At 70.8% G+C, this 26,902-nt stretch carries 22 protein-coding genes, 1 tRNA gene and 1 other RNA gene; 13 read left to right on the top strand and 11 right to left on the bottom strand.

What is annotated here, in order from left to right; translation table 11 throughout:
• The first annotated feature begins 112 nt into the window (after positions 1 to 112).
• Positions 113 to 1,594, top strand: a complete 1,482-nt coding sequence (locus KCH48_RS38975) for a recombinase family protein (RefSeq protein WP_210582301.1) — start codon at positions 113 to 115, stop codon at positions 1,592 to 1,594.
• Positions 1,595 to 1,827: 233 nt separating this feature from the next.
• On the opposite strand, the gene KCH48_RS38970 is transcribed toward KCH48_RS38975, so the two are convergent.
• Genes KCH48_RS38970 through KCH48_RS38955 form a run of 4 tightly spaced genes read right to left on the bottom strand, consistent with a single transcriptional unit; the run spans position 1,828 to position 4,203 of the window.
• Positions 1,828 to 2,112, bottom strand: a complete 285-nt coding sequence (locus KCH48_RS38970) for a hypothetical protein (RefSeq protein ID WP_210582299.1) — start codon at positions 2,110 to 2,112, stop codon at positions 1,828 to 1,830.
• Positions 2,109 to 2,774, bottom strand: coding sequence for an HdeD family acid-resistance protein (locus tag KCH48_RS38965; RefSeq protein ID WP_210582297.1), 666 nt, complete (start codon positions 2,772 to 2,774; stop codon positions 2,109 to 2,111). Before KCH48_RS38965 ends, KCH48_RS38970 begins: the two co-directional genes overlap by 4 nt.
• 55 nt (positions 2,775 to 2,829) lie before the next feature.
• Positions 2,830 to 3,456: an HhH-GPD-type base excision DNA repair protein gene (locus tag KCH48_RS38960; RefSeq protein WP_210582296.1), complete on the bottom strand. Its 627-nt coding sequence runs from the start codon at positions 3,454 to 3,456 to the stop codon at positions 2,830 to 2,832.
• Positions 3,457 to 3,480: 24 nt separating this feature from the next.
• Complete coding sequence (locus KCH48_RS38955) at positions 3,481 to 4,203, bottom strand: siderophore-interacting protein (RefSeq protein ID WP_210582294.1); 723 nt, start codon at positions 4,201 to 4,203, stop codon at positions 3,481 to 3,483.
• A 78-nt stretch (positions 4,204 to 4,281) separates the two neighbouring features.
• Here KCH48_RS38955 and KCH48_RS38950 point away from each other — a divergent pair, with 78 nt between their 5' ends.
• From KCH48_RS38950 to KCH48_RS38915, 7 genes are all read left to right on the top strand, one after another.
• The gene (locus tag KCH48_RS38950; protein ID WP_210582292.1) at positions 4,282 to 6,396 is read left to right on the top strand and encodes a penicillin acylase family protein; all 2,115 of its coding nucleotides are present in this window, start codon (positions 4,282 to 4,284) and stop codon (positions 6,394 to 6,396) included.
• The gene (locus KCH48_RS38945) at positions 6,389 to 7,000 is read left to right on the top strand and encodes a GNAT family N-acetyltransferase (RefSeq protein ID WP_210582290.1); all 612 of its coding nucleotides are present in this window, start codon (positions 6,389 to 6,391) and stop codon (positions 6,998 to 7,000) included. The genes KCH48_RS38950 and KCH48_RS38945 overlap by 8 nt, the downstream gene beginning before the upstream one ends.
• Entirely contained in the window at positions 6,997 to 7,476 is a 480-nt protein-coding gene (locus KCH48_RS38940; protein ID WP_210582288.1) for a cupin domain-containing protein, read from the top strand. The genes KCH48_RS38945 and KCH48_RS38940 overlap by 4 nt, the downstream gene beginning before the upstream one ends.
• The gene (locus tag KCH48_RS38935; RefSeq protein WP_210582286.1) at positions 7,473 to 8,234 is read left to right on the top strand and encodes an SDR family NAD(P)-dependent oxidoreductase; all 762 of its coding nucleotides are present in this window, start codon (positions 7,473 to 7,475) and stop codon (positions 8,232 to 8,234) included. Before KCH48_RS38940 ends, KCH48_RS38935 begins: the two co-directional genes overlap by 4 nt.
• 103 nt (positions 8,235 to 8,337) lie before the next feature.
• Positions 8,338 to 10,074: a copper resistance protein CopC gene (locus tag KCH48_RS38930; RefSeq protein ID WP_210582284.1), complete on the top strand. Its 1,737-nt coding sequence runs from the start codon at positions 8,338 to 8,340 to the stop codon at positions 10,072 to 10,074.
• A gap of 86 nt (positions 10,075 to 10,160) precedes the next feature.
• Complete coding sequence (locus KCH48_RS38920; RefSeq protein ID WP_246886560.1) at positions 10,161 to 11,384, top strand: magnesium and cobalt transport protein CorA; 1,224 nt, start codon at positions 10,161 to 10,163, stop codon at positions 11,382 to 11,384.
• Between the two features lie 281 nt (positions 11,385 to 11,665).
• A complete protein-coding gene (locus tag KCH48_RS38915) occupies positions 11,666 to 12,679 on the top strand; it encodes an AraC family transcriptional regulator (RefSeq protein WP_210582282.1) in 1,014 nt (337 codons plus the stop codon).
• A gap of 31 nt (positions 12,680 to 12,710) precedes the next feature.
• Here the strand turns inward: KCH48_RS38915 and KCH48_RS38910 are convergent, their stop codons facing one another.
• The 3 genes from KCH48_RS38910 to KCH48_RS38900 form a co-directional block, all read right to left on the bottom strand.
• On the bottom strand, positions 12,711 to 13,724 hold the full coding sequence (locus tag KCH48_RS38910) for an ABC transporter substrate-binding protein (protein ID WP_210582281.1): 1,014 nt from the start codon (positions 13,722 to 13,724) through the stop codon (positions 12,711 to 12,713).
• 310 nt (positions 13,725 to 14,034) lie between these two features.
• Complete coding sequence (locus tag KCH48_RS38905; RefSeq protein WP_210582279.1) at positions 14,035 to 14,256, bottom strand: hypothetical protein; 222 nt, start codon at positions 14,254 to 14,256, stop codon at positions 14,035 to 14,037.
• A gap of 108 nt (positions 14,257 to 14,364) precedes the next feature.
• On the bottom strand, positions 14,365 to 15,054 hold the full coding sequence (locus tag KCH48_RS38900; RefSeq protein ID WP_210582277.1) for a TetR/AcrR family transcriptional regulator: 690 nt from the start codon (positions 15,052 to 15,054) through the stop codon (positions 14,365 to 14,367).
• Between the two features lie 139 nt (positions 15,055 to 15,193).
• On the opposite strand from KCH48_RS38900, the gene KCH48_RS38895 reads away from it, so the two are divergent.
• The 4 genes from KCH48_RS38895 (at position 15,194) to KCH48_RS38880 (ending at position 20,962) form a co-directional block, all read left to right on the top strand.
• Positions 15,194 to 15,871 carry an SDR family oxidoreductase gene (locus KCH48_RS38895; protein WP_210582275.1) on the top strand — a complete coding sequence of 226 codons (678 nt, stop codon included), beginning with the start codon at positions 15,194 to 15,196 and terminating at the stop codon, positions 15,869 to 15,871.
• Positions 15,872 to 16,087: 216 nt separating this feature from the next.
• Complete coding sequence (locus tag KCH48_RS38890; protein ID WP_210582273.1) at positions 16,088 to 18,034, top strand: hypothetical protein; 1,947 nt, start codon at positions 16,088 to 16,090, stop codon at positions 18,032 to 18,034.
• A gap of 4 nt (positions 18,035 to 18,038) precedes the next feature.
• A complete protein-coding gene (locus KCH48_RS38885) occupies positions 18,039 to 18,467 on the top strand; it encodes a hypothetical protein (RefSeq protein WP_210582271.1) in 429 nt (142 codons plus the stop codon).
• Positions 18,464 to 20,962: an Hsp70 family protein gene (locus KCH48_RS38880; RefSeq protein ID WP_210582269.1), complete on the top strand. Its 2,499-nt coding sequence runs from the start codon at positions 18,464 to 18,466 to the stop codon at positions 20,960 to 20,962. The genes KCH48_RS38885 and KCH48_RS38880 overlap by 4 nt, the downstream gene beginning before the upstream one ends.
• A gap of 19 nt (positions 20,963 to 20,981) precedes the next feature.
• On the opposite strand, the gene KCH48_RS38875 is transcribed toward KCH48_RS38880, so the two are convergent.
• The 4 genes from KCH48_RS38875 to KCH48_RS38860 all read right to left on the bottom strand — a co-directional run bounded on the left by KCH48_RS38875 (position 20,982) and on the right by KCH48_RS38860 (position 26,681).
• Positions 20,982 to 21,785, bottom strand: a complete 804-nt coding sequence (locus tag KCH48_RS38875) for a polysaccharide deacetylase family protein (protein WP_210582267.1) — start codon at positions 21,783 to 21,785, stop codon at positions 20,982 to 20,984.
• A 717-nt stretch (positions 21,786 to 22,502) separates the two neighbouring features.
• Complete coding sequence (locus KCH48_RS38870; protein WP_210582265.1) at positions 22,503 to 23,924, bottom strand: ATP-binding protein; 1,422 nt, start codon at positions 23,922 to 23,924, stop codon at positions 22,503 to 22,505.
• Positions 23,925 to 23,988: 64 nt separating this feature from the next.
• On the bottom strand, positions 23,989 to 26,376 hold the full coding sequence (locus KCH48_RS38865; protein ID WP_210582263.1) for a hypothetical protein: 2,388 nt from the start codon (positions 26,374 to 26,376) through the stop codon (positions 23,989 to 23,991).
• Positions 26,377 to 26,593: 217 nt separating this feature from the next.
• Positions 26,594 to 26,681: transfer RNA gene (locus KCH48_RS38860), tRNA-Ser, on the bottom strand.
• A gap of 72 nt (positions 26,682 to 26,753) precedes the next feature.
• Between KCH48_RS38860 and ffs the strand changes: the two genes are divergently transcribed.
• Positions 26,754 to 26,852, top strand: an RNA gene (gene ffs / locus KCH48_RS38855) — signal recognition particle sRNA small type.
• Positions 26,853 to 26,902 lie beyond the last annotated feature (50 nt).

Here is a 26,902-nt window from a genome sequence, read left to right as displayed (position 1 = left end):
GCCTCTCTGGGCGCAGCCTCCCGGCTCGGCCCGCACGAGCAAGTGCATACATTTTATGGTCACTATCGGTCAAAGGGGGTGGGTGTGATCTCGTTGCTGCCACATTCCCCCCATGGATGATCGAAAGACGGCTGTCGGGTATGTGCGGCAGAGCATGGGCCGACCGGACGGGTCGGCCAGCTCCGTTCGAGCGCAGGTGGCCGCATGCCGTGCAGAGGCGATCGGGCGTGGCTTCCGATACGAGGGCGCATACGTGGATGAGGCCACGTCGGCCTACAGATCGGGTTCTGCTCGCCCGGGGTTCGAGCGAATGCTGAACGATGTGCGCCACGGGCACGTCGACGTCATTGTTGTGAACTACCTGAGCCGCCTGTCCCGGCAGGACGTGGGTACGGCGCGCTCTCTCGCGGCTGAACTACACGGACTCGGTGTGACGGTGGTCTCCGTGACAGAGGGGGTATACGGCCCTGCCGACACGGAGGAGCTGGTCCGACGCTTGGAGGCGGCCCACCAGGAGAGCGTGAATCGGTCGCGTCACGTGAGCGACACGAAGAGGATCCTGCGCGAAGCAGGTTCCTGGGTGGGTGGTCTGCCGCCGTTCGGATACGCGGTGACCGAGGCGCGTAGGGACGGTCTCACGATTCGGCAATTGGTAGTGGTGCCGGAGGAGGCCGAGGTCATCCGCGATGTCGTACGCAGAATTCTCACTCACAAAGACGAAGAGGTGTCGGCGGGACGACGTCACCCCGGGTCACTCTCCGGCATCTGCGCGGAGTTGAACGCAAGGCGAGTGCCGACGAAGACCGCACGGCTCGCCGGCAAGTGGCGGGCCGCCGGATCGGCCGATGCGAAGGGACAACGCGCACCGTCCCTGTGGGAGGCATCAACGCTCAAGAGGATTCTGCGGGATCCGCGGTTGGTTGGTCACGCGGTGGAACCGGTCTACGGCCCGGAGTCGGCGGGTGGACCCGGTGTCCGGCGCTCCGTCGTCGGGTACCGGAGCGTCGTTGACCCGCGGACGTTGATGCCGGTGATGAGCCATGAGCCCGTCCTCGGAGTTGCCGAGTGGGAGGAACTGCAGACATGGCTGGACACTCGCGGGCGGGGGAAAAGCGGGCCACGGGCCGGTTCGCTCCTGAGTGGTCTGGGAGTGCTTCGCTGTGAGTGCGGAGCAACCATGGTCAGCAATGGCACGATCGGTGCCACTGCCTCGTACCGCTGCTCCCGGCCGAAGGGGGCGACGGGTGGGCATGACGGCGGGAACAGCATCAAGCGAGAGCATCTCGATGAGTACGTGGTCCAACGGATTTTCGCCGAGGTCTCCCATGCCGACCAGGGACGACGGAGCTCGGTAGAGCTTCTCGCCGAGGCAGGCGCTCGCTTCGGCTCGGCAGCGGACCTTGTGAGCAGAGCGAAGGCGTATGAGGTCGGAGAGTGGAAATCGGCGTCGCTGACCGAGAAGCGTGACTTTCTGAGCTGCTTCATCGATCGCATCGAGGTAGCCAAGGCATCGTCCCGGGGTAACAAGTGGGAGCCCTACGACGCCGGTCGCCGAACGATCGTGGTCTGGGCCGCGCCGCGCATGAGGCAGTGATGGGCTCGACCGTGGAGGTGGCGCGCCAGGCGGGACTCGCGCCTGGCGCGCCACCTTGCGTCAACCCCGCTTCAGGCTCTTCGGGGGCTGTTGTTGCTGTTGGGGCTTGGGCTTGGGGGCGTTGCGGATGGCTTCCGCGCGGAGGAGGGCGCGTAGGACTGCGTACGGGTCGTTGGGCATGACTGTGTCGTCCTTGCGTTGGCTGATGGGTTGGGGGTGGGGCAGGGCCCCTGTCAGCAGCGCAGGATCACCGTGCGGAGGGTGTGGAGGACGGGTTCGGGGTGGGGTGGTGCCGGGAGTGGTGGGGCGGCCGGGGGTGGGGCGGGCCGGGGGTGGGTGCGGGGTGCGGTGGGGCGGTTGCCGGCGCGGGCTGTGGACCGTAGGACCGTGTCGTCGTACTCGGCGACCGCGGCGGTGGTCTCGGCCGTGGCCGTCGCCGCGTGTGCTGTGTGCTCGCCCGGCACGAGCAGGGCGAGGAGCAGGACGAGGACCCGCGACCAGGCGCGCACGGCGTTCACAGCTCGCGTGGCACCCGACTCGCGCGGCCGCGGATCCGCAGCGCCGTGATGATCTCGACGACGCCGACCGCGACCAGCCACCAGCCGCCGACCAGGGTGAGCACGGCGACCGACTCGAAGGGGGAGTCGATCAGCACGATTCCGGCGATGAAGGTGAGGACGCCGAGGAAGATCTGCCAGCCGCGCGCGGGCATCGCCGGGTCGTGGGCGGCGGCCAGCGTCTGGGTGATGCCGCGGATCAGCCAGCCGATGCCGATCCACAGGGCCAGCAGCAGGATCGACTGCATGGCGCCGCGGAAGCAGAACAGGCCGAGCAGGATCGACAGGGCGCCGCTGACGAAGGCCAGGACGCGCAGCGAGGTCGTCCGGTGGGTGCCGAAGGCGGCGGCGAGCTGGAGTACGCCGCTGACCAGGAGGTAGAGCCCGAACAGGACGCCGGCCGCCCACAGGGACGCGCCCGGCCAGACCAGGACCAGGACGCCGAGGACCAGGGAGGCGATGCCGGTGAGGAGGACGGCCTGCCAGGCGGTGCGGGCCAGGACGTGCAGGGGGCCTTCGAGCGGCGGTTCGGCGCCACCCGGGCGGGGCTCGCGCACGGCGGCATGCACCCGGCGGTCGTCGTAGTCCGGGCCCCAGGGGGGACCGCTCGGTGCCTCGGTCATGCTTCATGCTTTGACCGGATTGGACCCGATTGCCACCTGATAGGGGCCGATCGGCTTAATTTCCGGAGGACTTCCCCGCGGTTCCGGAGGACTTCCCCCCGGTCTTCGACGCCTTCGCCGCCGCCTTCATCTCCTGCTTGTGGGCGCGGACCTTGGCCAGTGACTCCGGGCCGGTGATGTCGGCGACGGAGCGGAAGGACTTCGCCTCGCCGTAGGCTCCGGCGGCCTCGCGCCATCCCTTCGGCTGTACGCCGAGCTGTTTGCCCAGCAGGGCGAGGAAGATCTGGGCCTTCTGCTTGCCGAACCCGGGCAGGTCCTGGAGTCGCTTGAGCAGTTCGGTGCCGCTGTCGACGCCCTTCCAGACGGCCTCGGCATCACCGTCGTAGTGCTCGACGAGGTACTGGCACAGCTGCTGGATGCGCCCCGCCATCGACCCCGGATAGCGGTGCACCGCCGGCTTCTCGGAGAGCAGCGCGGCGAAGGCCTCGGGGTCGCGGGCGGCGATGTCGCGGGCGTCGAGGTCGTCGGCGCCCATGCGCTGGGCGATCGTCGCCGGGCCCTTGAACGCCCACTCCATCGGGATCTGCTGGTCCAGCAGCATCCCGGTGAGCGCGGCGAGCGGACTGCGCCCGAGCAGTGCGTCGGCCTCGGGGTCCTGGGCGAGATGCAGGGTGACGTCCATGGGTCGATGATGCCGTCTGCGCCCTCAGGACGCGCGCCAGTACCCCAGCGCGTGCATCCGCTCCTTGGGGACGCCGAGTTCCTTGCGGACGTATGCGCTCAGCCGGCGCGTCGTCGCCGTGTCGCAGGCGATCCAGACATACGGGTCCGGCGTGCCCTTGAGCAGGTCCGGCAGGTCCGCCTTCACGCGCTCGACGAGATGCGTGCCGGAGTCGAGCCGCAGCACCTGGCGCAGCTCGTGGCGGGACGGGTCGGCGCGGCAGGGCAGGCCCTCGGCGCCGCCCTCGAACCAGATGGTGGCCGGGGCCGAACCCAGCGCGTCCAGCAGGGAGTTGAGGGCGGGCAGCGAGGCCGGGTCGCCGATCGCGAAGACGTGGGTCGGGGTGGGGCTCGGCTCCTCGAACCCGGTGCCGTGGACGGTCGCCTCGATGGTGTCGCCGGGCTGCGCCTTCCGGGCCCAGTCGCTGGCGACGCCCTCGTGCAGGGCGAACTCCAGGCTGAAGGTGCCGGCCGCGGGGTCCGGGGCGACGAGGGTGTACGCCCGCTGATGCGCCTTGCCCCCGTTGTCGAACCACAGGCGTACCCACATGGTGGGGTGGACGCCGGTCGTCGCGAGCATGCCGCCGTCGCTGAGGTGGAGCCGCCGGTAGTTCTCGGTGACGTCCTCGGCGCCGGTCACCGTGAACACGAAGTCCTTCGCGCGCAGCAGTTTGAGGACCGCACCCTCCCAGCCGTGCCCCTGCCCCATCGGTTCTCCACCCCTCGCGTACGATTCCGCCAGAACTTACTTAGGTAAGGCTAACCTAAAGCATAGAAGGGCCACAGCGTGACCGCCGAGATCTACCGCGACGCCTGGGGAATCCCGCATCTGCGAGCCGGCGGCGTGGCCGACCTCGCCCGTGCGCAGGGCCGCGTCACCGCACTCGACCGGGCCTGGCAGCTGGAGGTCGAACGGCACCGCGCCCAGGGCACCTCCGCCTCCTTCCTCGGCGCCGGCGCCCTCCCCTGGGACCTCCTCGCGAGACGCGCCCGCATCGACGACACCGCGAGACGGTGCTTCGGCGCCCTGGACGCCGAGACGGCGGACTGGGTACGGGCGTACGTGGACGGCGTCAACGAGGGGCTGGCGGAAGGGGCCCGTCGTACCCCCGAGTTCGCTCGCGTGGGTCTTGCTTGTGGTCGCTGGGAGCCCTGGACCCCGCTCGGTGTCTGGCTGGCCATTCACATCCTGTTCGCCGGGTTCCCGGCCAAGCTCTGGCGGGAGCAGGTCGTCCGGGGGCTCGGGGAGGACGCGGTCGGTCTGTTCGCCGCCGACGGGCCCGGCACCTCCGGCAGCAACGGCTGGCTGGTGGGCGGTGAGCGGACGGCGACCGGTGCCGCCGTCATCGCCGGGGACCCGCACCGGTTCATCGAAGACCCCGGCATCTACCAGCAGATCCACCTCTCCTGCCCCGAGTTCGACGTGGTCGGCATCGCCGTCCCCGGCGTCCCCGGCATCGCCCACTTCGGCCACACCGGCACCGTCGCCTGGGCCATCACCAACGCGATGGCCGACTACCAGGACCTGTACCGGGAGCGGCTGCGGCGGACGGGCGCGGGCGTCGAGGCGCTCGGCCCGGACGGCACCTGGGTGCGGGCTCCCCGGCACACGGAGGTCATCGAGGTCGCGGGCGAGGAACCGGTCCCGGTCGAGGTGATCGAGACCGAGCGCGGACCGGTGATCATCGGCGGCCCCGAGGGACTCGACGACGGGACGCCCGAAGCCGTCAGCCTCCGCTACCCGCCCCGCGTCACCGGCGACCTCGGCTTCGGCGCCCTCCTCCCTCTTCTGCGCGCCCGCCGCGTCGCCGACGTGGACCGCGCCTTCGACCGCTGGGCCGAGCCCGTGAACGTCGTCATGGCCGCCGACACCGAGGGCGGCCTGCTGCACCGCGTGGCGGGCAGAGTGCCGGTGCGCGGCACCGCCAACCGAACCCGCCTCGTGCCCGCCTGGGAGCCCGGCCACGACTGGCAGGGCTGGCACGAGATGCCGTACGGCGAACTCACCGACGGCACGGCGGTGATGGCGAACCAGCGCGGCCCCTCCACGCCCCTCGGCGTCGAGTTCGCGGCGCCGCACCGCGCCGACCGCATCGCCGCCCTCCTGAAGGAGAAGGAGAAGTGGACGGCGGGGGACATGCCCGCGATCCACATGGACACCCATCTCGGCTCCGCCGCGCCCCTGTTGGACCGCATCGCCGCCCTCGACGACCTCACCCCCGGCGCCACCGACCTGCGGGAACGTCTCCTCGCCTGGGACCGGCGTATGGACGCGGACAGCACGGAGGCCGCCGCATACGCGGCGGTGCGCGGAGCCGTCGTACGGCGTCTCGCCGAGCACCCCGCGTTCGCCGCCCTCGCCGTCCCGCCCGCCTACCCGGAGGCCTTCCTCCCCTGGCTCGCCCTCGGCCCGCGCATCGGCTTCGCCCTCGAACATCTCCTGCGCGCCGAGGAGTTGTACGGCATCGACCGCCCCGCTACCGTCCGCGCGGCCGTCGAAGAAGTCGCCGGCCGGCCGCCGGGCACGTGGGGTGAGTCCCACCGCCTGGCCCCCTGGCGGGCGCTGCCCAGCCCCTCGTACGACGAACCAGGCCTGTCCGGCGATCACGACTGCGTGCTGTGCACCTCCTCCGTGCCCGGCACCACCGATCTGGCCGCGCGCGGTCCGGCCGCCCGTTATGTGTGGGATCTGGCCCGCCGGGAGGACAGCGGCTGGGCGGTGCCGTTCGGCGCCTGTGGGGTGCCGGGCTCGGCCCATCACCGGGACCAGCTCCCGCTGTGGACCAGGGGAGATCTGGTCCCGGTCGTCACCGACTTCGACCTGCTCGACAAGGAACCGATGACAGACGTACTCGACAAGGAACCGATGACTGACGCGCTCGACAAGGAAACCGATGTCTGAGATCCACGCCCCCGCCCGCCATGCCGTCCACGAGCAGCAGATCGACGGCTTCGGCACCATCCGTGTGCTGCCCCTCGACGCCCACGCCGACGCCGAGGTGGTGCACGGCTGGGCGAGCGAGGAGCGGGCCTCCTTCTGGGGCATGAACGGGCTCACCCGGGACCAAGTAGCCGAGATCTACGCCCACATGGACACGCTCGACACCCACCACGCCTACCTGGTGGTGCGGGACGCGGAACCGGTCGCGGTGCTCCAGACGTACGAGCCGGACGCCGACCGGGTCGGCGACTGCTACGAGGTCCGGCCCGGCGACATCGGGGTGCATCTGCTGCTCGCGCCCGCCGGAGCACAGGGCACGCGGTCCGGCTGGACCGCGGCGCTGGTCGGTGTCCTTCTCTCCTATGTGCTGCTCGGCCTGGACCGGCGGCGGATCGTGGTCGATCCCGACGTGCGCAACGAGAAGGCGGTCGCCCGCTTCCTGAAGCTGGGCTTCACGGCCGGACCCGCCGTCGTCCTGCCGGAGGTCGACCTCCCGGACGTGTATCTGCCCGAGAAGCACGCCCAACTGGCCTTCCTCACCCGGGAGGTAGCCTTCCCCGGGTGACCCCGGAAGACCTGATCGCCCACTACGGACTGCAGCCCATACCGCGCGAGGGCGGGCTGTTCCGGCGGACCTGGGCCGGGCCCGAGCGGGCGGACGGGCGGCCCGAGGGCACGGCCATCGTCGCCCTGCTGACGGCCGCGCCGGACGACTTCTCGGCCCTGCACCGGCTGCCCACCGACGAGATCTGGCACTTCTATCTCGGCGATCCGCTCCAGCTGCTGCTCCTCGCCCCGGACGGCACCGCGCGGACGGTCGTGCTGGGTCCGGACGTACTCGGCGGGCAGCACCCGCAGTTCACCGTCCCGGCCCGCACCTGGATGGGCGCGCGGGTGGCCGCGGGCGGCGCCTGGGCCCTCTTCGGCTGCACCATGGCGCCCGGCTTCACCTACCAGGACTACGAGCACGGGGACGTGGCCGACCTCACGGCGCGCTACCCGGCCGAGGCCGCCCGCATCGTGGAACTGTGCCGTCCATGACTCTGCTCGAAGGCCAGACCGCCCTGGTCACGGGCGCGTCCGGCGGCATCGGACGCGGCATCGCCCTGCGGTTCGCCGAGGAGGGCGCGGCGGTCGCGCTGCACTGCCGTACGGCGGTGGAGGCGGCGCGCGCGGTGGCGGACCGGATCGAGGAGCTGGGCCGCCGGGCCGTCGTCCTGGAGGGCGATCTGTCCGACGCGGACGAGTGCCGGCGGGTCGTGCGCGAGGCCGCCGCGTGGGCCTCCGGGCCGCTGACCGCGCTGGTCAACAACGCGGGCGTACAGCCGACGCAGCCGCTGCCCGGGATGACGGCTCAGGAGTGGCGGGCGGTGGTGGACACCAACCTGTCGAGTGTCTTCGCCTGTACGCAGGCCGCCGCGGAGCTCATGCGGGAGACCGGGGGCGGCAGTGTGACGCACATCGCCTCCATCGAGGCCCGCCAGCCGGCTCCGCTGCACGCCCACTACTCCGCGTCCAAGGCCGGTGTGGTCATGCACGCGCGGGCGGCGGCCCTGGAGTACGGGCCGTCCGGGATCCGCGTCAACACGGTCTCGCCCGGGCTGATCGAGCGGGAGGGGCTGGCGCAGGACTGGCCGGAGGGGGTGCGACGCTGGGAACGGGCAGCCCCCGCGGGACGGCTCGGGCGGCCCGAGGACGTCGGCGACGCGTGCGTGTTCCTCGCCTCGCCCCTCGCGTCCTGGATCACCGGGCACGACCTGGTCGTGGACGGAGGGGTGTCCGCGCGGCCCACGTGGTGAGCAGCGCGGCGGCTTCTTACGTACGTATCGGAGTGGCCGAGACGTCAGAAGAGTTGAGCGACGGAGAAGCGAATTGGTCCGCAGGCGAGGAGTTCAAGGGCTGGTGCTGCTATGCGCCGTGCTGGTCCTGCTCGTCCTCGGTGGCGCGGGAACGGCGTCGGCGCATGCCGCACTCCGCTCCACCGACCCGGCCGACGGAAGCGTCCTCAAGTCAGCCCCCCGCGACCTCACCCTGACCTTCACGGAGTCGGTCGGTCTGCTCGACGACTCCGTCCGCATCCTGGACCCCAGCGGCCACCGGCTGCGCCTCGGTGAGGCGGAGCATGTGCCGGGGCGTTCGGACGCGGTTCGGGTGAGCCTGCCCGCGAAGGCCGACACCGGGACGTTCACGGTGGCGTGGCGCGTGGTGTCGGCGGACAGCCATCCGGTGTCGGGCGCCTTCACCTTCTCCGTGGGCAAGCCCTCCGCGACGGCCGCGTCGGTGGACACCGGCCCGGTCGAGGACCCGGTGACCGGCAGCCTCTGGGACCTCGCCCGTTACCTCGCCTATCTCGCCGGCGCCCTGCTCATCGGCGCGGCGGTGTTCGTCGTGGCCTGCCGCCCGCCGGACCCCGAGCGGCTGCACAAGCCCCTGTGGGCCGCCTGGTGGACCCTGCTCGGCGCCACCTTCGCCCTGCTGGTGCTGCGCGCCCCGTACGAGACGGGCACGGGACCGGCGACCGCCTTCGACACATCCGCGCTGAGCGGAACGCTGTCCGGCCGGCCCGGTGCGCTGCTGCTCGCGCGGCTCGGGCTGCTGGCGGTCGCGGCGGTCCTGCTGCGCAGGGGCATTTCCGCGTTGCCACAGCGGCGCCTCCCGCAAGTGGCGGGCGCCGCCCTCGCCGTCGGCCTCGCGCTGACCTGGGCGGCGGCCGAGCACGCGTCCGCCGGGATCCAGGTGCCGGTGGCGGTCACCTCGTCCGCGCTGCATCTGCTGGCGACGGCGGTCTGGCTGGGCGGTCTTGCCGCCCTGCTCATCACCCTGCGCCGGGGCTCGTCCTCCACCGCGACGGTCGCCCGCTTCTCCCGGCTCGCCTTCACCTCCGTGACCGTCCTGGCCGTCACCGGCGTCTACCAGTCCTGGCGCGGGCTGGGCTCCTGGAGCGCCTTCACCGACACGTCGTACGGGCGGACCCTGATCGTCAAGCTGGTCGCGGTGGCGTTGCTGCTGGCCGCGGCCGGGTTCTCCCGGCGGTGGACGACGAAGGCACTCGCAGTGGAGGCGGAGACGGTCGTACGGGAACGCGTGCCGGAGCCGGTCGGCGGCCCGCCGTCCCTCCCGGAGCCGCCGGACTCCACGCCACCGGCCGCTGAGGACCACCGTCTGCTGCGCCGGTCCGTGCTCGCCGAAGTCGGCGTCGCCGCCGTGGTGCTGCTGATCACGACCGTGCTCACCGGGACGCTGCCGGGCCGGGCGGAGGCCGAGGCGGCGCAGGCGGCACCGGCCGGCGCGCTGCCCGCCGCGTCCGTCACCGTCGTCCCCTTCGACGTCGGGGCCGCGGGCGCCCGGGGCAAGGTGCAGATCACCCTCGACCCGGGCCGCACCGGCGACAACTCCGTGGAGGCCGTCGTCTATGGCGCGGACGGCGGCTTCGCCATCGTCCCCGAACTCCGTATCTCCTTCACCCTCCCCGCCCAGGACATCGGCCCGATCGACGCCGAGCTGACGAACAAGGGGGGCTACTGGGGGAACAGTTCACTCACGCTGCCGGTGGCCGGGGAGTGGGAGATGAAGGTGACGGTGCGGGTGTCCGACATCGATCAGGTGAGTGAGATCCGGCCGGTGCGGATCGAGTCGTAGGGGTCGCGGGCCGGGGTCGGCCTCATGGTGCTCTTACCCTCACCTGGCACACTGTCCGGATCCACCGAGGACCCGGAGAGTGCCGCATGTCGATGGCCGACAGCCTGCGCAAAGTCGCCCGCCTCGCGCGGCGCGTGCGACGCGTGGACCTGAGTCACCCGGCCCGCTCCCCACTCGGCACCGCCGTGGTCAACTGCGTCGTCTACCGCGACGGCATCCGCGAGAAGGCAGCAGACACGGTCGAGGAGTCCATCGCCCGGGTCCGCAAAGCGACCCTGGCGGAATCGGCTACGGCTCTGCAGCGCCGCAAAGGGGCGCGGGGAACTGCGCGATCAACCACGACGTTGCCGCAGCCGACAACCGAGAATTCGCGGCACTCCCCTCCCCGCGCCCGGCAGAGCCACACCGGCTTTGTGTGGCTCGGTCTGCACGAGCCCACCGAGTTGGAGTTCGCGCGGATCGCCGACCTGTTCGGCCTGCACCCGCTCGCCGTAGAGGACGCCGTCCACGCCCATCAGCGGCCCAAGGTCGAGCAGTACGGCGACGTCCTGTTCGCCGTCTTCAAGACGGTGACGTACGTCGAGCACGCCGAACTCACCGCCACCAGCGAGGTCGTCGACACCGGCGAGATCATGGTGTTCGCGGGCCCCGACTTCGTCGTCACCGTGCGCCACGGCCGCCACGGCTCCCTCGGCCTGCTGCGCGAGGACCTGGAAGCCGACCCGCGGCAGCTCGCCCAGGGTCCGGCGGCCGTCCTGCACGCCATCGCCGACCATGTCGTGGACGACTACCTGACCGTCACCGACGCCCTCCAGAACGACATCGACCACGTCGAGAGCGCTGTCTTCTCCCCGCAGGACGGCCGCGGCGGCGACGCCGGCCGGATCTACCAGCTCAAGCGCGAACTGCTCGAATTCAAGCGGGCGGTGGTCCCGCTGGACCGCCCCATGAACCGGCTCGCGACCGACCCGGCCTGCGCGGTCGCCCCCGGGATACGGCCCTACTTCAGGGACGTCTCCGACCACCTCACCCGCGTCACCGAGCAGATACACGCCTTCGACGGCCTCCTCGACTCCATCCTCCAGGCCCATCTCGCGCAGGTGACCGTCGCCCAGAACGAGGACATGCGCAAGATCACCGCCTGGGCCGCGATCATCGCCGTACCGACGATGGTGTGCGGCGTCTACGGCATGAACTTCCAGCACATGCCCGAACTCCACTGGAAGTTCGGCTACCCGCTCGTCATGGCGGTCATCGCGACGGCCTGCTTCGTCACCCACCGCGGCTTCAAGCGAAAGGGGTGGCTGTAGACCCGTCACGGGCGATCACGGGCGATCACGGACGATCCCGGATGTGAGAGGAACCCCGTGCGCGGTGTACTCGCGCGACGGGGCCCTCCACGAAGAACCGCCCTGAACGTCCCCCGTGGTTCAGGGCGGTGTCCGCGCGGCGCGGCTGTCCCGAAACCGCTGTGCGGAATCGGTGGCGCCTTGACTACGGACAGGGACGACGCTACTAACGGAGCGTCCGGGCGGCTACTCGCCAAACGCGGCCCCCGGCCGGAAAACGCGGGGAGAGGGAGATTGTCCTGATGGCACCGCTCAGCGCCGTATCCGGCGAACTGGGCAGGCTGACCACCCTCGTGCGCAGCGGCGACCTCGAGGAGATCCGGGAGATCATCAGCCAGGCGTACAGCCCGTACGAGCTGCAGTGCCTGGGCGATCCACGGGAGTTCTCGGCGTGGTACGCGGAGAGCGGCTTCCCCGGGATCACGGTCTCCGGACTGTCGTACGGCTCCCCGGACCTCTACGCGGAGACCCTGATCCGGCCTCAGCCGCTCGGCACCTACCTGCTGATGTGCGAGGTCGTCCGCGGCCGGGTCAGGGTGAGTTCGCCGGGCCGTGAGGAGACGTGCGTCGGCCCCGGCGAGACCTACGTGCTGGATCCGTACCGCAGCTTCCAGGTGCACTGGTCGCCCGGCGCGCAGATGGTCACCGTGCGGCTCGCGAAGGAGACGGTGGAGCAGGCCGCGGCCGACGCGCTGGGCCTGGACGCCCCGGTACGGGCCCGGTTCGCACTCGGCGGTCCCGTCTCACCGGAGGCCGGCCGCACCTGGGCCGGTATCTCCGAGACCGTCCGCCGCGAGGTGCTCGGCGACGGCATCGCCCGCACCAACCCGCTCGTCGCCGCGCAGCTGACGCAGACCGCGGCCGGGCTGCTGGTCGCCACCCAGCGCCTGATCACCCCGGGCGTCGACGCCCGCCGCACCGGCACCGTCTCGCACGCCGCCGTACGCCGCGCGATGACCCTGGTCGAGGAGGAGCCCGACCGCCCGCACACGCTCGCCGACCTGGCGAGGAGGGCCCGGGTCAGCCCGCGCGCCCTGCAGGAGGCCTTCCGGCGGCACCTCGAGACCACTCCCCTCGGCTACCTCCGCCAGGTCCGCCTGGAGCGCGCCCATCAGGATCTGATGGCGGCCGCCCGGGACGGCTCGGCGACCGTCTCCGAGATCGCCCACCGCTGGGGCTTCGGCAACCTGGGCCGGTTCGCGGCGCAGTACCGGCAGCGGTACGGGCATCCGCCGTCGCGGACGCTGGGCGGCTGAGCGCGGTTCAGGTGACCTTCGTCGACGTCAGTCAGGTGACCTTCGTCGACTTCTCCACGGCGCCGGCGAGGCGTTCGACGACGGGGGCGAAACCGGCGTAGCTGAAGCGCTCCTCCATCGACCAGGGGGTGGTCTGGCCGGCCTTGACCGCGGGGAGCTGGCGCCAGGTGGCCTTCGCGTCGAGCTGGTCGAGGGTCATCGCGGTGGAGCGGTTGTCGACCATGATGAGATCGGCGTCGTACTTGTCGACGTTCTCCCAGCTGAGGAACTCCCAGAAGCCCCACTCGTCGGACTTCTTGCCCTCGACGAAGTCCACGCCGAGATCCTTGAAGTAGTTCAGGTCGCTGTACGAGTCCGGCACGGCGACGTAGAAGTTCTCGGTGTCCCCGGTGATCGCCATGACCTTGAGCCCGCCATTGGCCCGCGCGGCAGCGCGCAGCGTCTCGGCGGCCCGCTCGAAGCGGGCCTTGGCGTCGGTGACCTTCTTCGCGCTGAGGTCGGCGCCGAGCGACCCCGCCAGTTCGGCGGTCCGCTTCAGCGGGTCCAGCAGCGAGGTGCGGGCGACGTTGATCCCGACGGTCGGTGCGAGGGCCTCGATCTTCGCCCGGCTCTCCTCGGGGACGAACCAGAGATCCGGCGCCGGGAACATGTTGCTGATCAGCAGGTCCGGCTTGAGCGCGGCGTACTTCTCGACGCTGAACTGCCCCCAGGCGGTGCCGAGGCTGGTCAGCTCACTCACGTCCATGTCACCGGCCTGCGGATTCGGCTTCCCGGCCACGGGCTCGGTGGGACCGAAGACGCCTGTGCACGTGATGCCGTAGTCGTGGAGCGCGGCGGCGGCGCTGACGAACGCGACGATGTTCCTCGGTGTCGCGTCGGTACGGACCGTACGGCCACGGTCGTCCTTGAACGACCAGGGCTCACCCTTGTCCGCCCCGGTGTCACTCGCCTTCGAGTCCCCACTGCCGCAGGCGGCGAGCAGAGGCCCGAAGGCGAGCGCACCGGCTGCTGTGAGGAGGCGGCGACGGGAGGGGGAGGGGGCCATGAGAGGACTTCTTTCCAGCCGTTCCAAGTAGGTAAGGAAAACCTAACCTAAGTAACCTGGTCCGGGAAGGCGGCCAGGCGGCCGGCTGGTGGTCGCCGAACAGTCGACGTTCCTGTCACTGGTCGAAGTCGGCTTGCCCCGAGTCGAACAGGAGAGCCTCGTTCTCCCCGAAGTCAGGTGCCTGGAAGGGGTCCGTCGCCGGAGTCGGCGATGCCGCGACGGCAGAGCGCGGTGCCGCCCCTTCCGGGGCGGAGAACAGCGAGGTCAGATCGATGAGAGGTCTCCCTTACGGTGACGGGGCACAGCGGCCCTACAGCTTGGTCATCTTCGAGTACGGGCTCAGGATCCGCACTTGCGTCGAACCGAAGTCCACGAGCGCCGCGATCCCGTCCTCGATACCGACGACCCGGCCGAGGCCGTACATGTCATGCGTGACCTGGTCGCCCACAGCGAAGTGCTTGGGAGCTGGCGCGACCGGCTTCTTGAAGGGACTGGTAGGCAGGTGCCGCTTCGGTGCACTGGGCTTTGTCATTGACTCCAGTATGCGTCAGCCGCCCTTCGGCTCGCCCCGGCCGTCCAGGAAGAGACCTGCACGTGATCGGGGAACGCGGTTCGGCGTGCGCCGCATGCCGGGCCGCGGTCAGTCGTTGCTCTTCCGCTCACGCGAGGACGTGTTCGCCTGCCCGGCGCGGCGCATGGCCTCGTAGAGGGCGTCATCCTCCGGCGGGTCCGGCAGCGGACCCGAAGCGGGGGCCTCGAATGACTGGATCATCAGGGCGACGAGGCGGCGCCACGCGTCCGGGAGGGTGTCGCCGGCGAAATTGACGACGCCGGCGTTGGCGATGAGCAGGAGGACGAGGTCCTGGCTCGCGAAGTCCTCCCGCAGGCGCCCGCTGTCCTTGGCCCGGCCGATCAGTTCCAGGAAGCCGTGGTACGCCGCGTCGTGGCGCGACTGCAGGGCCTCGGAGGCGGGGAAGGCCGCGGTCAGCACGTCGGCGAAACCCCGGTCGGCGGCCTGCATGGCGCAGATGGCCTCGATGAACCCGCTGAAGCCGTCCCATGGGTCGGGGGCGTCGAGAGCGTCATGGACGGCGGCGACGTACGCGTCCATGCGGTCGGCGAAGACGGCGGCGATCAGATCTTCCTTGGTGCGGAAGTGCCGGAAGAGAGTGGCGATCCCCACCCCGGCTTCCCGGGCCACGGACGCCATCGACCCACCCAGACCGTCCCGCTCGAACACGGTGCGCGCGGCAGCGACGATCCGCCCACGGTTGCGCTCGGCGTCGCTGCGCAGGGGCTGGGCATCGGGCTGCCGGGGGTCGGGGGTCATGCCGGTCACCTTATCAATCGGAGTGCCCTATCCATTTTTGGTGTTACGGTGTCGGAGGTAACCGGATAGGCCTTTCCGTTTCTCCCTGTACGAACTGTACGAGCTGGACTGACTGGACTGACTGCACGAAAGGATCGCTGTGACCAGCATTGCCATCATCGGAGCCGGCCCCCAGCTGGGCCTGGCCATCGCGCGCACCTTCGGCTCCCGCGGCTTCGACGTCGCCCTGATCTCACGCAACCCCGGCAAGCTCGACACCCTTGTGGGCACGCTCACCGCCGAAGGCATCTCCGCCGCCGCGTTCCCCGCCGACGTACTCGACCGCGACGCGCTCACCCGGGGGCTCCAGGACGCCGCCGCACGGTTCGGCGGCATCGACGTCCTGGAATACTCCCCGGTCGGCGGGTTCGACTCGACCGTCCTGACCACTCCGAGCACGACCGAACCGGCGCACGTGCAGCACGAGATGGAGTTCCTGCTCTACGGTGCGATCGCCGCCACGCGGACGGTCCTGCCCGCGATGCGCGAGGCAGGCGCCGGCACCCTGCTCTACACCACCGGGGGCGGATCCGTCGACCCTGTGCCGCAGGTCGGCAACGTCAACGCCGCCGCTGCCGCGCTGCGCAACTGGGTGATCAACCTCCACAAGGAACTGGCCGACACCGGCATCCAGGCCGCCCACGTCGCCATCGACGTCTCGATCGGCACGTCGGTCATTCCCGGCTTCCCGACGGCCAAGCCCGAGGAGATCTCCCCTGTCTACTGGGAGCTCCACACCACCCACCGCGACGACGCCGAACGCGTCTTCAGCGGCTGACACCTCGCCGGGGCTCGTACTACCCGGCCCTCCACGGGAGTTCCAGTCGCGTCGCGGCCGACCGGTCGCGACGCGATCCTCAGCCGGCCCGCCGCAGTCACCCTCGGCGAGGATCGCACCCACGGGAGACGCCGGGGTGGATCGGGGACCGGTCCCGACGGGGCGGCGGGATGCTGGCCGTCGTCGTTGGCGGCGGGCAGCGGTCGGAGGGGTCCCATGGCTCGGGTGGAGGTGCCGACGTGGCTCGGGGACGCCATGGACCGGGAGTTGTACCGGCGCAATGGGTTCCGGGTCAGCGGGCTGGCGGTCACGGCGACGCCGCGGGCGGTGCGGCGTCGGGTCTCCGAGGTGCGCGCGGCCGAGGCGCTGGGGGCCGAACGGGCCGGCGGGTCGGCGGGGGAGGCGCGGTGGCTGGCGCCGGATCCCGTGCCCGATCACATCGCCGTACGGGAGGCGTTGCGGCGGCTGGAGGATCCGGTACGGCGGGTGGTGGACGAGTTCTTCTGGTTCTGGCCGCTGGCGAAGACCGACGGGACGGAGTTGGCGCGGGCCCGGAAGGTGTGGACCCGGTTGGCCGGTTCAGCCGACGCCTCAGCCGACCCGCCCGCGCCGAGCCCCCGCAGCATCGCGGTCCACAACCTCGCCGTCCTCCACCACGCCGAGGCGCTTGAGGCGAAGGCGTTCCTGGGAGCCGGCACGCTCCGGACGCTGTGGGAGCGGGCCTACCTGTACTGGCGGCTGGTGCTGGCGGACGACGGCTGCTGGCGGTGGCTGGACGAGCGGATCCGCGTACTCGACGACCCCCGGCTGCGCACGGTGGACGGCACCGCCTTCCGGGAGGCCCTGCCGGCGGTGCTGTTCGACCTTCACGCGCAGGTCGCGGTGGACGCGGCCCGGCAGCGCGGGGGCGAGGAGGTCGCCCGGCAGCACGTGACGCTGATGCGGAGCCTGAAGGCACACGAAGACGCTGTGGACGCCGCCCTCCGCCGGGTCACCGCGCCGCTCGCCGCCGCCATCCGGGACCGGACGGAGGCCCTGCCCGGCCCCGGCGCGGACCCGGCGGCGCTGGAGCGGGCCGCCGACTCGCTGCTGGCCGAGACGAAGACGGACGTCCAGGTGCTGCGTGCCGTGCTGGGCAAGAAGCACGCCGTGGTGGCCGACGCGGCCGACGAGGTGGCGGGCGCGGTCAACGCCTGCGCGGTGGCCTGCGCGAACAGTCTCTCCGCCGACGTGTCCACCGCCCACGACCCCCTCCTCAACCGGGCCGCCGCACACCTGCGGTCGGCGCGCGGGCTCGCCGCCAGCGGCGACGTACGCACCCTCGTCGAGAAGAACCTCGCCGTGCTGCTGAGCAACGACATCCTCCTGGACTGCAAGGAGACCGTGGAGCGCGGCGAGCGGTCGCCGGGGCGTGCCGCCGAGCAGGCGTCCCGGCTGCTGGACACCATCGAACCGCGCCTGCGTGAGCTGCGTGAACTCCGCCCGCACGCCCCCGAGACCGACCAGGTCCGCGACGCGGTGGCCATGGCGGCGTGCAAGCTGTTCACCGAGTACGCCAACACCACCCGCGACCTCGACACGGCCCTCGCCGGCTACCACAGGCTGCTGCCGCTTGCCGTGAGCCAGGAGGGCCGGTCGGTGATCCGGAAGAACATCGACACGCTCGATCGGGCGGCGGCCGACCGGTCTTCGTCCGGTACGGCACCGACGACCATTGGAGTCCCGGGGCTGTGCTTACTCTGCGGCCGGTCCGTGCGCCCGTCCGAGGTGGAGACCGTCCGCCGGTACGACATCGACGGCCCGCAGACCGTTTCGATCCCCTGCTGCGCCAACTGCCGGCCCCAGGCCCGGAATCTGGTGGACCGGGTCGTGCAGGCGGACCCGTACCTGTCGCCCACGACCGAGTACCGGCCGCGCGCCGCACATCGCCGGAGCGTCTCCGGCCGGAGGCCGTCGGCTCGGTCGGGTGCGGGCACGCGAGGGGGCGGCGCGTTCCGCGTGCTCGCTCTGGGACTGCTGGCGCTGACAGGGGCCCTGTTCGGCGGCGCTCTGCTCGCGGGCCCCGAGACCACTGTCGGGAAGTGGTTCAGCGGCAGCGCCGTCGTCATCGGCTTGTTCGGCATGTCCGCGCTCATGGACCTATGGGAGAACAGGAAGAAGTGACCTGATGGCGTCCACCCCACCCGGCACCGAGACCCCCACCCCCACCCCCGCACCCCTCACCGCCCCCGTCGCCCTGGAAGCCGACGCCCTCGTCGAACTCGCCACGGCCGTATGGCGGCTGCGCAACAAGGTCGAGACCGCCGACGGCACCTCCGCCGGGGTGCGCCGCCACCTCGACGCGGTCGTGGACGCCCTCGTGGAGAGCGGCGTACAGACCCGCTCGTACGACGGCACCGTCTTCGACCCCGGGCTGCGGATGCGGGTGCTGGCCTACCAGCCGATGCCCGGCCTGGAACGCGACGAGGTCGTGGAGACCGTCCGGCCCGCCGTGTATCTGCGCGGCACGCCCCTCGCGCTGGGCGAAGTGATCGTGGGCACACCGCCCGAGGAGCCCGAAGACGAGCCCGAAGCGGAAGGGGGCGCGGGACAGTGAGCAGGACCACCATCGACATCGGGATCGACCTCGGCACCACCAACAGCGCGGTCGCCGTACTGCGCGGCGTGCAGACGGAAGTGATCAAGAACAACGACGGCGACGAGACCACCCCGTCGGCGATCTGGATCGACCGCCGGGACCGGCTCTTCGTCGGCCGACCGGCCCGGGAGCGGTGCGAGCGCGACCCGGACAACACCGGCGTCGAGTTCAAGCTGCGCATGGGCATGTCCGGCCAGGACAAGCACTTTCCCGCCTCCGGCCGCACCCTGACGCCGGAACAGATGTCGGCCGAGGTGCTCACCGCGCTGCGGGGGGACGTCGCGGCGCGGCTGGACGAGGAGATCCGCGCGGCGGTGATCACCGTACCGGCCGCGTTCGACCTGAACGCCTGCGAGGCCACCCGGCGGGCGGCCGGACTGGGCGGCCTGGAGTTCACCCGGCTGCTCCAGGAGCCCGCGGCGGCCGCCCACGCCTACGGTTTCCAGGCCACCGACGAGAACGCGATGTGGCTGGTGTACGACTTCGGCGGGGGCACCTTCGACGCGGCCGTGATCCGGCTGCGGGACGGGGAGTTCTCCGTCGTCGGCCACTGCGGCGACAACTTCCTCGGCGGAAAGCTGGTCGACTGGCGGATCGTGGAGGAGCTGCTGATCCCGGCCGCCGTCCGACAGCTCCCGCAACTGGCCGACCTGGCCCGCGGCAACCCGCGGTGGCGGGCCGCCGTCGCCACGCTGAAGCAGGCCGCCGAGACCGCGAAGATACGGCTGTCTCGCGCGCACGCCGCCGACATCGACGTAGAACTGGTCGATGACACCGGCGGCCGGTACGAGTTCTTCCACGAGCTGCGCCGCGCCGACGTGGAACGGCTCGCCGAGCCCTTCGTCACCCGGTCCGTCAACCTGTGCCGCACGGTGCTCGACGAACTCGGCGCGGGACCCGGCGACATCGAGAAGGTGATCATGGTGGGCGGGCAGACCGCCATGCCCTTCCTGCGCGAGCGCCTCGCCGACCCGCGCCACGGCCTCGGCATCCCGATGGACTTCGGGCACGACCCGATGACCGTGGTGGCCCGCGGCGCCGCGATCTTCGCCGGTGCCCAGCCGCTCCCCGACGACTGGAACGGCGTACCCGTGACGGAGCCGGGCGCCTTCACGCTGCGCTGCGAGTACCCGCGGGTCAGCCCCGACCTGGACCCGGTGGTGGTCGGCCGGGTGAGTGCCGCCGACGGCACGGCCGCCCACGGAATGTCCGTGGAACTGCTCAACGAGGAGTCGGACCCGCCCTGGCACAGCGGCCGTATCGCCCTGTCCGCGCGCGGCGAGTTCACCAGCACGCTGCGCGCCGAGCCCGGCCGGCGCAACACCTTCGCCGTCGTCCTGACGGACACCGCGGGAACCCGGCAGCGCCTCACCCCCGACCTGCTCACCTACACCGTCGGCGCCGTCGAGACCGACCCCATGCTCACCCACGCCCTCGGCGTCGGCCTCGCCGACAACCAGGTGCGCCCCCTCGTCGAACGGGGTGCACGGCTTCCGGTACGGCGCACAGCACCCCTGCGCACCACCGTCACCGTCGAGCGGGGCGCGAGCGGCGGCCTGATCCGCATCCCCGTCCTGGAGGGCGAGCGCCCCCGGGCCGACCGCAACCGCACCATCGGCCGCATCGAGGTCGGCGCCGACCGGGTGAGCCGGACCGTGCCGGCCGGCAGCGAGGTACGGCTCACCGTGGAGATCGACGCCTCCCGGCTGGTGAAGGTCAGCGCCTTCGTGCCGCTGCTGGACGAGGCGTTCGAGACCACCGTCAACCTGGTCGGCGAACCCGCCGTCGACCACGCCGAACTACGCCTGGACGCCGACGCGGAACAGGCCAGGCTCGCCGAACTGCGCACCCGCTGCGCCTCCTTGGCCAGCCCCGTCGCCGCCCTGCTGCTCCAGCGCGTGGACGACGAGGACCTGCTCGGCGAGCTGGACCGGGCGGTCGAGGCGGCCCGGCACGCCCCCGACGAGGCGGCGCGCGCCGCCAAGTGCCTGCTCGATCTGCGGGTCGCCCTGGACGCCGTGGAGGACGAACTGACCTGGCCCGAACTCGTCCGCGCGGCCGAGTCGTTGCTCACCGAGGTCCGCGACCTGGTCGCCGCGCACGGCAGCCCCTCCGACCGCGAGGACCTGCCGGTCTACGAGCGCGACATCGCCGACGCCGTGGAGTCCCGCGACGCCGACCTGCTGCGCCGCCGTACCGACCGGCTGCGCGAGCACGCCATGCGCGTTCTGGACCGTGCCGGGGTGCTGCAGCCGCTCGTCTTCGACAACCTGGCCCGCTACCGCGACCGGATGCGCCACCCGTCCAGAGCCGACCGCCTCATTCGCGACGGCGAACGCGCCCGCGACGCGGGCGAGCAGGAACGCCTCCGCTCCATCAACATCGAGCTCCAGTCCCTGCTGCCCGAGCCCCCGCCACCGCCCGACTTCGCGAGCACGGTGCGGGCCACCTGAGGAGCGCGGGGCTGCGGGTTCAGCGGACGGGGAACCCGAACGAATACCCCTGCTCCTTCAACCACGGCAGGACTTCGCGCAGGGCGGCCACGGTCTGGGAGCGGTCTCCACCCGCGTCGTGGAAGAGCAGGGTCGGCCCATTGGAGATCTCGTTCTTGACGGTGGCGACGATGGCCTGCGTACCGGGACGCTCCCAGTCCATGGTGTCGACGTTCCAGCCGAGCGGGCGCATGCCGTGGGACGCGGCGAGGTGGCGGCTGTACGGGGTGAAGGCGCCGCCCGGGGCCCGGTAGTACATCGGCCGTACACCCCCGGACGCCTCGGTGATCATGCGCTCGGCGTCGAGTATCTGCTGTGACTGATAGGCCTCGGACTTCTTGTCCATGGCGACGTCGTGCGACACCGTGTGGTCACAGAGCCGGTGCCCGGCCGCCACCACCGCCTTGACCAGGTCCGGATGGGCGCGAGCCTGCGTGCCCACCATGCAGAACGTGGCCTTCACCCCGTTGTCCCGCAGTACCCGCAGCGCCTCCGGCGTCCACGTGGGGTCCGGCCCGTCGTCGATGGTGATGTTGACGCTGCGCGCCCCTCCGTCCGAGGCATGCGCGATCTCCGGCGACACGGGCGCCACCTTCTTACGGCCCGGTGACTGGGCGCTCGGCCGGGACGAGTCGGCGGGCGTCGAGACGTCTGCGCCGGCCGAACGCCCCTCGGTGGAACCGAGTTGCGCGCCCCAGACCGAGGCCATGGCAGCCACCGCGGTCACCCCGACCGCCGCCGCGAGCACCTTGCCGTACCACCCTCGTCCGCCACTTCGCCTCATGTCCGCTGTCCCTCGCCGTCGCTGTGAAGCCGGTTGCGCCCGTGAAGAGGGAGGAAGTCGGCCGAGGGATCCGTCTGTTACCGGCCGCGGACAATTCCACAGGCATACGGCCCTCCTGTGCCGTAAGCCCCGATCTCGGCCGAATCCAGAACCCGAGGGAATGGGACGAGGCGTGCCGGTCATCAGTCAGCGGGTGCACCTGGTGCTGCTCGCGGCCTGGACCGTCCTGTGGTTCGCGGTGGCCGAACTGCAGATGGGACCCGTCAGATTCCTGGTGGCGGGCCTGTTCAACCCCTTCGCCGATGCCGTCGGGCAGTTTCTGACCGCCGCCGTGATGTCGCTGCTCCAGCGGCCGCGGCAGCGCGTGCTGATCGCGGGCCTGGCCTTCAACCCGATGTGGATCGAGGTCGCGCTCCGTTTCGGCCACCTCGACGACGTCCTGGCCCTCTTCTTCACGACCCTGGCCCGCTGTCGTCCTCCTCGGCACCCACGCCGGCCAACGCCGCCTCGTCCCCTGGTGGAGCTGGATCGGCCTGATCACCCTGTACGGCACCGTCTTCGTCGCGGTCTCCACCACATACGTCCTGCTCTGGCTGGTACGAGACCGACGCCGCCGACGCCCCGGGGCGAAGCGGACGACACTCGACGTACCGGAAGGATCACGTCCATGACCCGGCGGCACGGTCACGAACCGCAACCAGCGAGGCCGGTCCCCGCTCACGCCCTCCGCCATGCACTGAGCAATTCCTCGGGGCCGTACACCGCTTGGAGCCCGGAACAGCTGATCCCGTTGCGGGAGACCGCCACGAGTGGAACGGGCTCGTCGGTGACTGCGGCGCGGTGCTTCTGCAGCGCGGCCAGATCGTGGCTGTCGAACGCGGAAGTCTCCAGCCACTTGACCGAGCCGAGGAAGAGCAGTTGCTTGGCCACCGGTTGCCGGTCGGCGCCCACGAGGTCGATCTCGACGTCGTTGCTGCGGGTCCAGTACCCGCCGATCACCGGGGCGGCGGGCAGGAGCCCGTCCGGCAGGAGACGGGCGAGGGATTCCCGGACCAGCGGTTCGATCGCTCGGCCCCGCCAACTCGTCCACTGCTCCTTGATCCGGGCCAGAGTGAGATCTCCTCGCATCCGCTCGATCTCCGCCATGTGCGGATCCAGAAACGCGAGCCAGAACCGCAGGTAGGGGTCGGCCACCCGGTAGCGACGTTCCTTCGACGGCCGCGTCGAGAGCGGCAGCTCGGCTGCCACCACCCGTTTCCCGGTCAGGACATCCGTGGCTCGGGTGAGGGTGGTGTGTGAGATGCCGCCGGCGGCCCGCGCGATGTTGGTGAACGTCCGCTCCCCGCTTCCGATGGCCCGCAGCACTTCCCGGCTCATCGCCTGCGGTGGGAACTCAGCGGCCAGTGAGCGCTCGGCGGAGACCAGCAGCGCCGAGATCGGGTTGTCCAGCGAGTCGCGGAGGAACTCCCAGACATCCGCTCCGGCCCGCCACTCCGCGCAGACCAGCGGGAGACCGCCCGTGATGAGAGCGGCGTCGAAGGCGTCGGCCGGCTCAAGCCCGAGCATCTCGCCGATATCGGCCGGATTCAGAGGCCCCACGACCATTTCCCTCCCCCGTTGATGAAAGGGGCGGTCGTAGCTGTTCAGAGCCTCCATCATCGACAGGTCGGATCCGACCAGGAGGAGGAGTACCGGCTTGCGGCTGAGCAGCCGGTCCCATGCCCGCTGGAGCATGCCCTCGAAGGCGTCGATGCGGTCCATGAGATATGGAACCTCATCGATGACGACCACGCTCGGGCTGTCATCGGGCAGGATCTCCGCGAGCAGCCTGAATGCCGCATTCCACTGCTCCGGGGTCTCCTCCGCAAACAGTTCCCGCTCCGGCAGCGTCGATCTGGCGACGGCGTCGAGCAACTCCGTCAGTTCGTCCTGAGCCGTGCCGCCCGCGGCGGTGAAGAAGAGGTACGGCGTCTCGGTGCGCCGGAGGAACTCCTCGACGAGGCTGGACTTGCCGACCCGCCGCCTCCCCCGCATGAGAACGCACTGGCCCGGCTTCGCTGACCCGAGGGCATCACGAACCGTCTGCAAGGCGTTGCCGAGCACGTTCAGCTCGCGATCCCGCCCGATGAAACGACGCATGGCAAGCCTCCCGTTAAAGATGGTATCGACAGAGATACTATCGCGATCGATACCATCCTCCCCCTCAGCGTCCCTGTTCCCTCTCGCCCGTGAAACCGGCTGTCATCCCTACGGCTCCGACCAGGGAGGCAAGCGCGAGCAGCAGGGCGATCGAGTTCTGGGCGGCGGTGTGCCCGCTGAGCCGCACCAGGAAGACGTCGGCGTTCGGCTCCTGACCGTCCACACCGGGCTCATGCTCGTGCGATGTCACAGACGTGTGGAAATGGGATAACCGTCGCCGAAGGTGGGCGATTCGAGTGAAGGAGGAGTCGGAGAAGGCCGGCCAGGGAGGTTCGGCGGCGCCGCGCCGTAGCCGTTGTCTGCACACATGCGTGTCGTTGTTCTCCAGCGTCCACAGGAAGGGAGGGCAGAAGGTGAGCATGAAGCCGGCGAGGAGGGTGCCCACGGCCGCCCACCGCTCGGTCGCCGACGCCGGAATGTGGGTGAGGACGGTTTGCGGAAGCCAGCCGAGAGTGAGCCAGAGGACGGACAGCAGGAAGGCGTCCTGCATCACGTTGTTGGCCGGGGGATAGTCCGTCCAGTAGGCCCGCCCGCCGGCCACGTACACCGCCGAGGTGGTGGAGACGACGAGGACGAAGACCAGGACGGCGCAGCACAGCCACGCGGACAGCGACTGCCCCAGATGGGCGCTCTGACCGCCCGGCCGGATCAGGCCGGTCAAGGACCAGTAGGTGGTGACCCCCACGGCGAGGGCGACGGACGCCACGGCGGACCGGGAGGCGGGCGTCGGCTTCCCGACATGCAGCCAGACTCCGTTGCCCAGCATGCCCTCCGTCGCGAACAGCGCGATCATGACTGCCTGCACCGCCGCCAGGCCGTTGAACGTGCCCTCGTGTGCGACGCCGGTACCCACGACGACGGACACGAGCGTGCCGCCGACGGTGCACACCCAAGCCGGTGTGTCCGTCCTCGGCGGTGCTTCTCTGTGCTCCCAGTCCTGATGCGGCCTGGAGGCGGTGGACAGGGCCTTGGCGATCAGGGCGGCCACCAGGACGGCGATTCCCACGGCACTGAACACGACGATCCACCGGAGCCCCGCGCCGCCCGGGCGCCAACCCAGCGAAGGAGCCAGGGAAATGGAGAGCACGAGCATGGCGGAGAACGCGGCGAGGCTGTAACTGGCGAGCCTGATCCACACTCTCCGCGCGGCCTGTGACTGGGCTGGGCTCGCCTGCTGCCCCTCGGATCGGCCTGTCGGATCGCCCTCGATCTGCATGAGCTTGGTGAAGTCGGACTTGAAGTACTGGAAGAAGACGCCGCCCAACACCGCCCCGACGACAGTGAGAATGAATCCGCCGGTGACGTATTCGTCCCCCGCCCGCTCGCTGATCCAGGCAGCGAACATGGACGACAGGAGCAGGCACGTGGAGATCCCGGCGGCCATTCCGTATTCCCCGGTCACCGGTGACTGGCGGGACATGCGGGTGACGTTCGCCCTGAGCCAGCGCAAGGCGACGGCGCCGGCCGTCGCGGGAAAGGCGCCCGCGACCGCCATCCAGAGCTTGTCCGAGTGCGCGGTGGAGACGTACACCGTCGTGGCCCCGAAGAGGCCGCACACCCCCAGAGCCTCCACCAGGGAGACGTGACTGCCGGACTCCGTCGTCGCTGTCAGCCCCAGTCCCGAAAGGACGGCGCTCACCAGCGCGGCATAGGTGAGGGCGCTCATATGCGGATGGGCGAGGGCGAAGACCACCGTGAAGACGGTGAGAATCAGCGCGACGACGACCGTGTTGACGTACACCGGCCCCGACCCGCCCCTGAAGAAGAACATCGCGGCGATGACGACAGCCGCGGCGATGGCCATGACAGTCAGCGAGACGGTGCTCCCGGCAGTCGCCTTTCCTCTCGTACCGTCCAGGACGCCCAGGCATCCGTACCCGGCCATGCAGGCCAGCGCCACGCATGCCCACGACGAGGTGAGCGATCTCCTGACCGCCGAAGTCCCCGCGCGGCGCAGGTGCACTACGAGGTCAGCGCCCAGGCCCGCGAAGGCGGCACTGGCGAGGACGAGGAAGGCTGCGTGGTACTTCCCCGCCGCATTGAAGTAATGAGGCCTGGGATTCGTCCAGTTGAGCCCCGGATGGTCGTCCAGGAACCAGGTCAGGACCACCGCGCAGCCGAGGACAGCGCCCACCACGGCCACGGCGGCGATGGTTCCGCGTCTGTTCGGTGGCGTCGGTTCGGCCGCCCGCAGCCGCAGGGTCAGCACCCGCAGGCAGAGCGCCAGCAGGGGCAGGAGCAGCCCGTCCCCCCATGTGGCACTCCGGAAGACAAAGAGGCCGGGAAGCCCTGATGGATGGTCGCCGAAGCTCCAGAAGAGCAGTAGCGCGACATACCCGGAGCTGAAGATCGCCAGAGGCCAGAGGGCGACCCGCCACTTGGTCATGGTCATCGAGGCCCCCCGAAGCTGGACGAAGCCAGACGATCGCCCACCAATGCGCGGAGCCAAGTTCTATCGCTCTTCCTGGCTCGCCCGGAAGGTCGCCGATGCCAACTGAGCCCCGGAAGCATCCCCTGTGGGCAGAAACCAGGACAACGAGGCTGAGGACAACGACGAAGGGCCCCACCGCGAACGGTGGGGCCCTTCGACATCGTGCCCGGTGAGGCACTGGCGGAGGATACGAGATTCGAACTCGTGAGGGGTTGCCCCCAACACGCTTTCCAAGCGTGCGCCCTAGGCCTCTAGGCGAATCCTCCGCCGCAAACAATACAAGACGTTGAGGAGTGCTAGCGAACTCGTTCCCGCTGGCCGGCATCGGGTACTGTGGGCGCAGCCCCTCACGCGGCGCTATCTGACTGAACTCCCCCAGGGCCGGAAGGCAGCAAGGGTAGGTTGGCTCTGGCGGGTGCGTGGGGGGCGCTTACGTTGCCGGGGGACCGGCGGGCGGGGCCCGATGTCAGTGGGCGCCTATAACCTC

The sequence above is a fragment of the Streptomyces sp. GESEQ-4 genome (assembly GCF_017948455.1).
In the GTDB taxonomy this organism is placed as follows: domain Bacteria; phylum Actinomycetota; class Actinomycetes; order Streptomycetales; family Streptomycetaceae; genus Streptomyces.
This window is presented reverse-complemented; position numbering and strand designations above follow the sequence as displayed.

Coding starts and splice junctions, on each gene's coding strand:
- KCH48_RS38915 (WP_210582282.1), top strand. CDS start 11,666: ATGGCACCGCTCAGCGCCGTATCCGGCGAACTGGGCAGGCTGACCACC.
- KCH48_RS38870 (WP_210582265.1), bottom strand. CDS start 23,924: ATGCGTCGTTTCATCGGGCGGGATCGCGAGCTGAACGTGCTCGGCAAC.
- KCH48_RS38910 (WP_210582281.1), bottom strand. CDS start 13,724: ATGGCCCCCTCCCCCTCCCGTCGCCGCCTCCTCACAGCAGCCGGTGCG.
- KCH48_RS38945 (WP_210582290.1), top strand. CDS start 6,389: ATGTCTGAGATCCACGCCCCCGCCCGCCATGCCGTCCACGAGCAGCAG.
- KCH48_RS38900 (WP_210582277.1), bottom strand. CDS start 15,054: ATGACCCCCGACCCCCGGCAGCCCGATGCCCAGCCCCTGCGCAGCGAC.
- KCH48_RS38890 (WP_210582273.1), top strand. CDS start 16,088: ATGGCTCGGGTGGAGGTGCCGACGTGGCTCGGGGACGCCATGGACCGG.
- KCH48_RS38965 (WP_210582297.1), bottom strand. CDS start 2,774: ATGACCGAGGCACCGAGCGGTCCCCCCTGGGGCCCGGACTACGACGAC.
- KCH48_RS38955 (WP_210582294.1), bottom strand. CDS start 4,203: ATGGGGCAGGGGCACGGCTGGGAGGGTGCGGTCCTCAAACTGCTGCGC.
- KCH48_RS38885 (WP_210582271.1), top strand. CDS start 18,039: ATGGCGTCCACCCCACCCGGCACCGAGACCCCCACCCCCACCCCCGCA.
- KCH48_RS38920 (WP_246886560.1), top strand. CDS start 10,161: ATGTCGATGGCCGACAGCCTGCGCAAAGTCGCCCGCCTCGCGCGGCGC.
- KCH48_RS38905 (WP_210582279.1), bottom strand. CDS start 14,256: ATGACAAAGCCCAGTGCACCGAAGCGGCACCTGCCTACCAGTCCCTTC.
- KCH48_RS38975 (WP_210582301.1), top strand. CDS start 113: ATGGATGATCGAAAGACGGCTGTCGGGTATGTGCGGCAGAGCATGGGC.
- KCH48_RS38960 (WP_210582296.1), bottom strand. CDS start 3,456: ATGGACGTCACCCTGCATCTCGCCCAGGACCCCGAGGCCGACGCACTG.
- KCH48_RS38935 (WP_210582286.1), top strand. CDS start 7,473: ATGACTCTGCTCGAAGGCCAGACCGCCCTGGTCACGGGCGCGTCCGGC.
- KCH48_RS38875 (WP_210582267.1), bottom strand. CDS start 21,785: ATGAGGCGAAGTGGCGGACGAGGGTGGTACGGCAAGGTGCTCGCGGCG.
- KCH48_RS38865 (WP_210582263.1), bottom strand. CDS start 26,376: ATGACCATGACCAAGTGGCGGGTCGCCCTCTGGCCTCTGGCGATCTTC.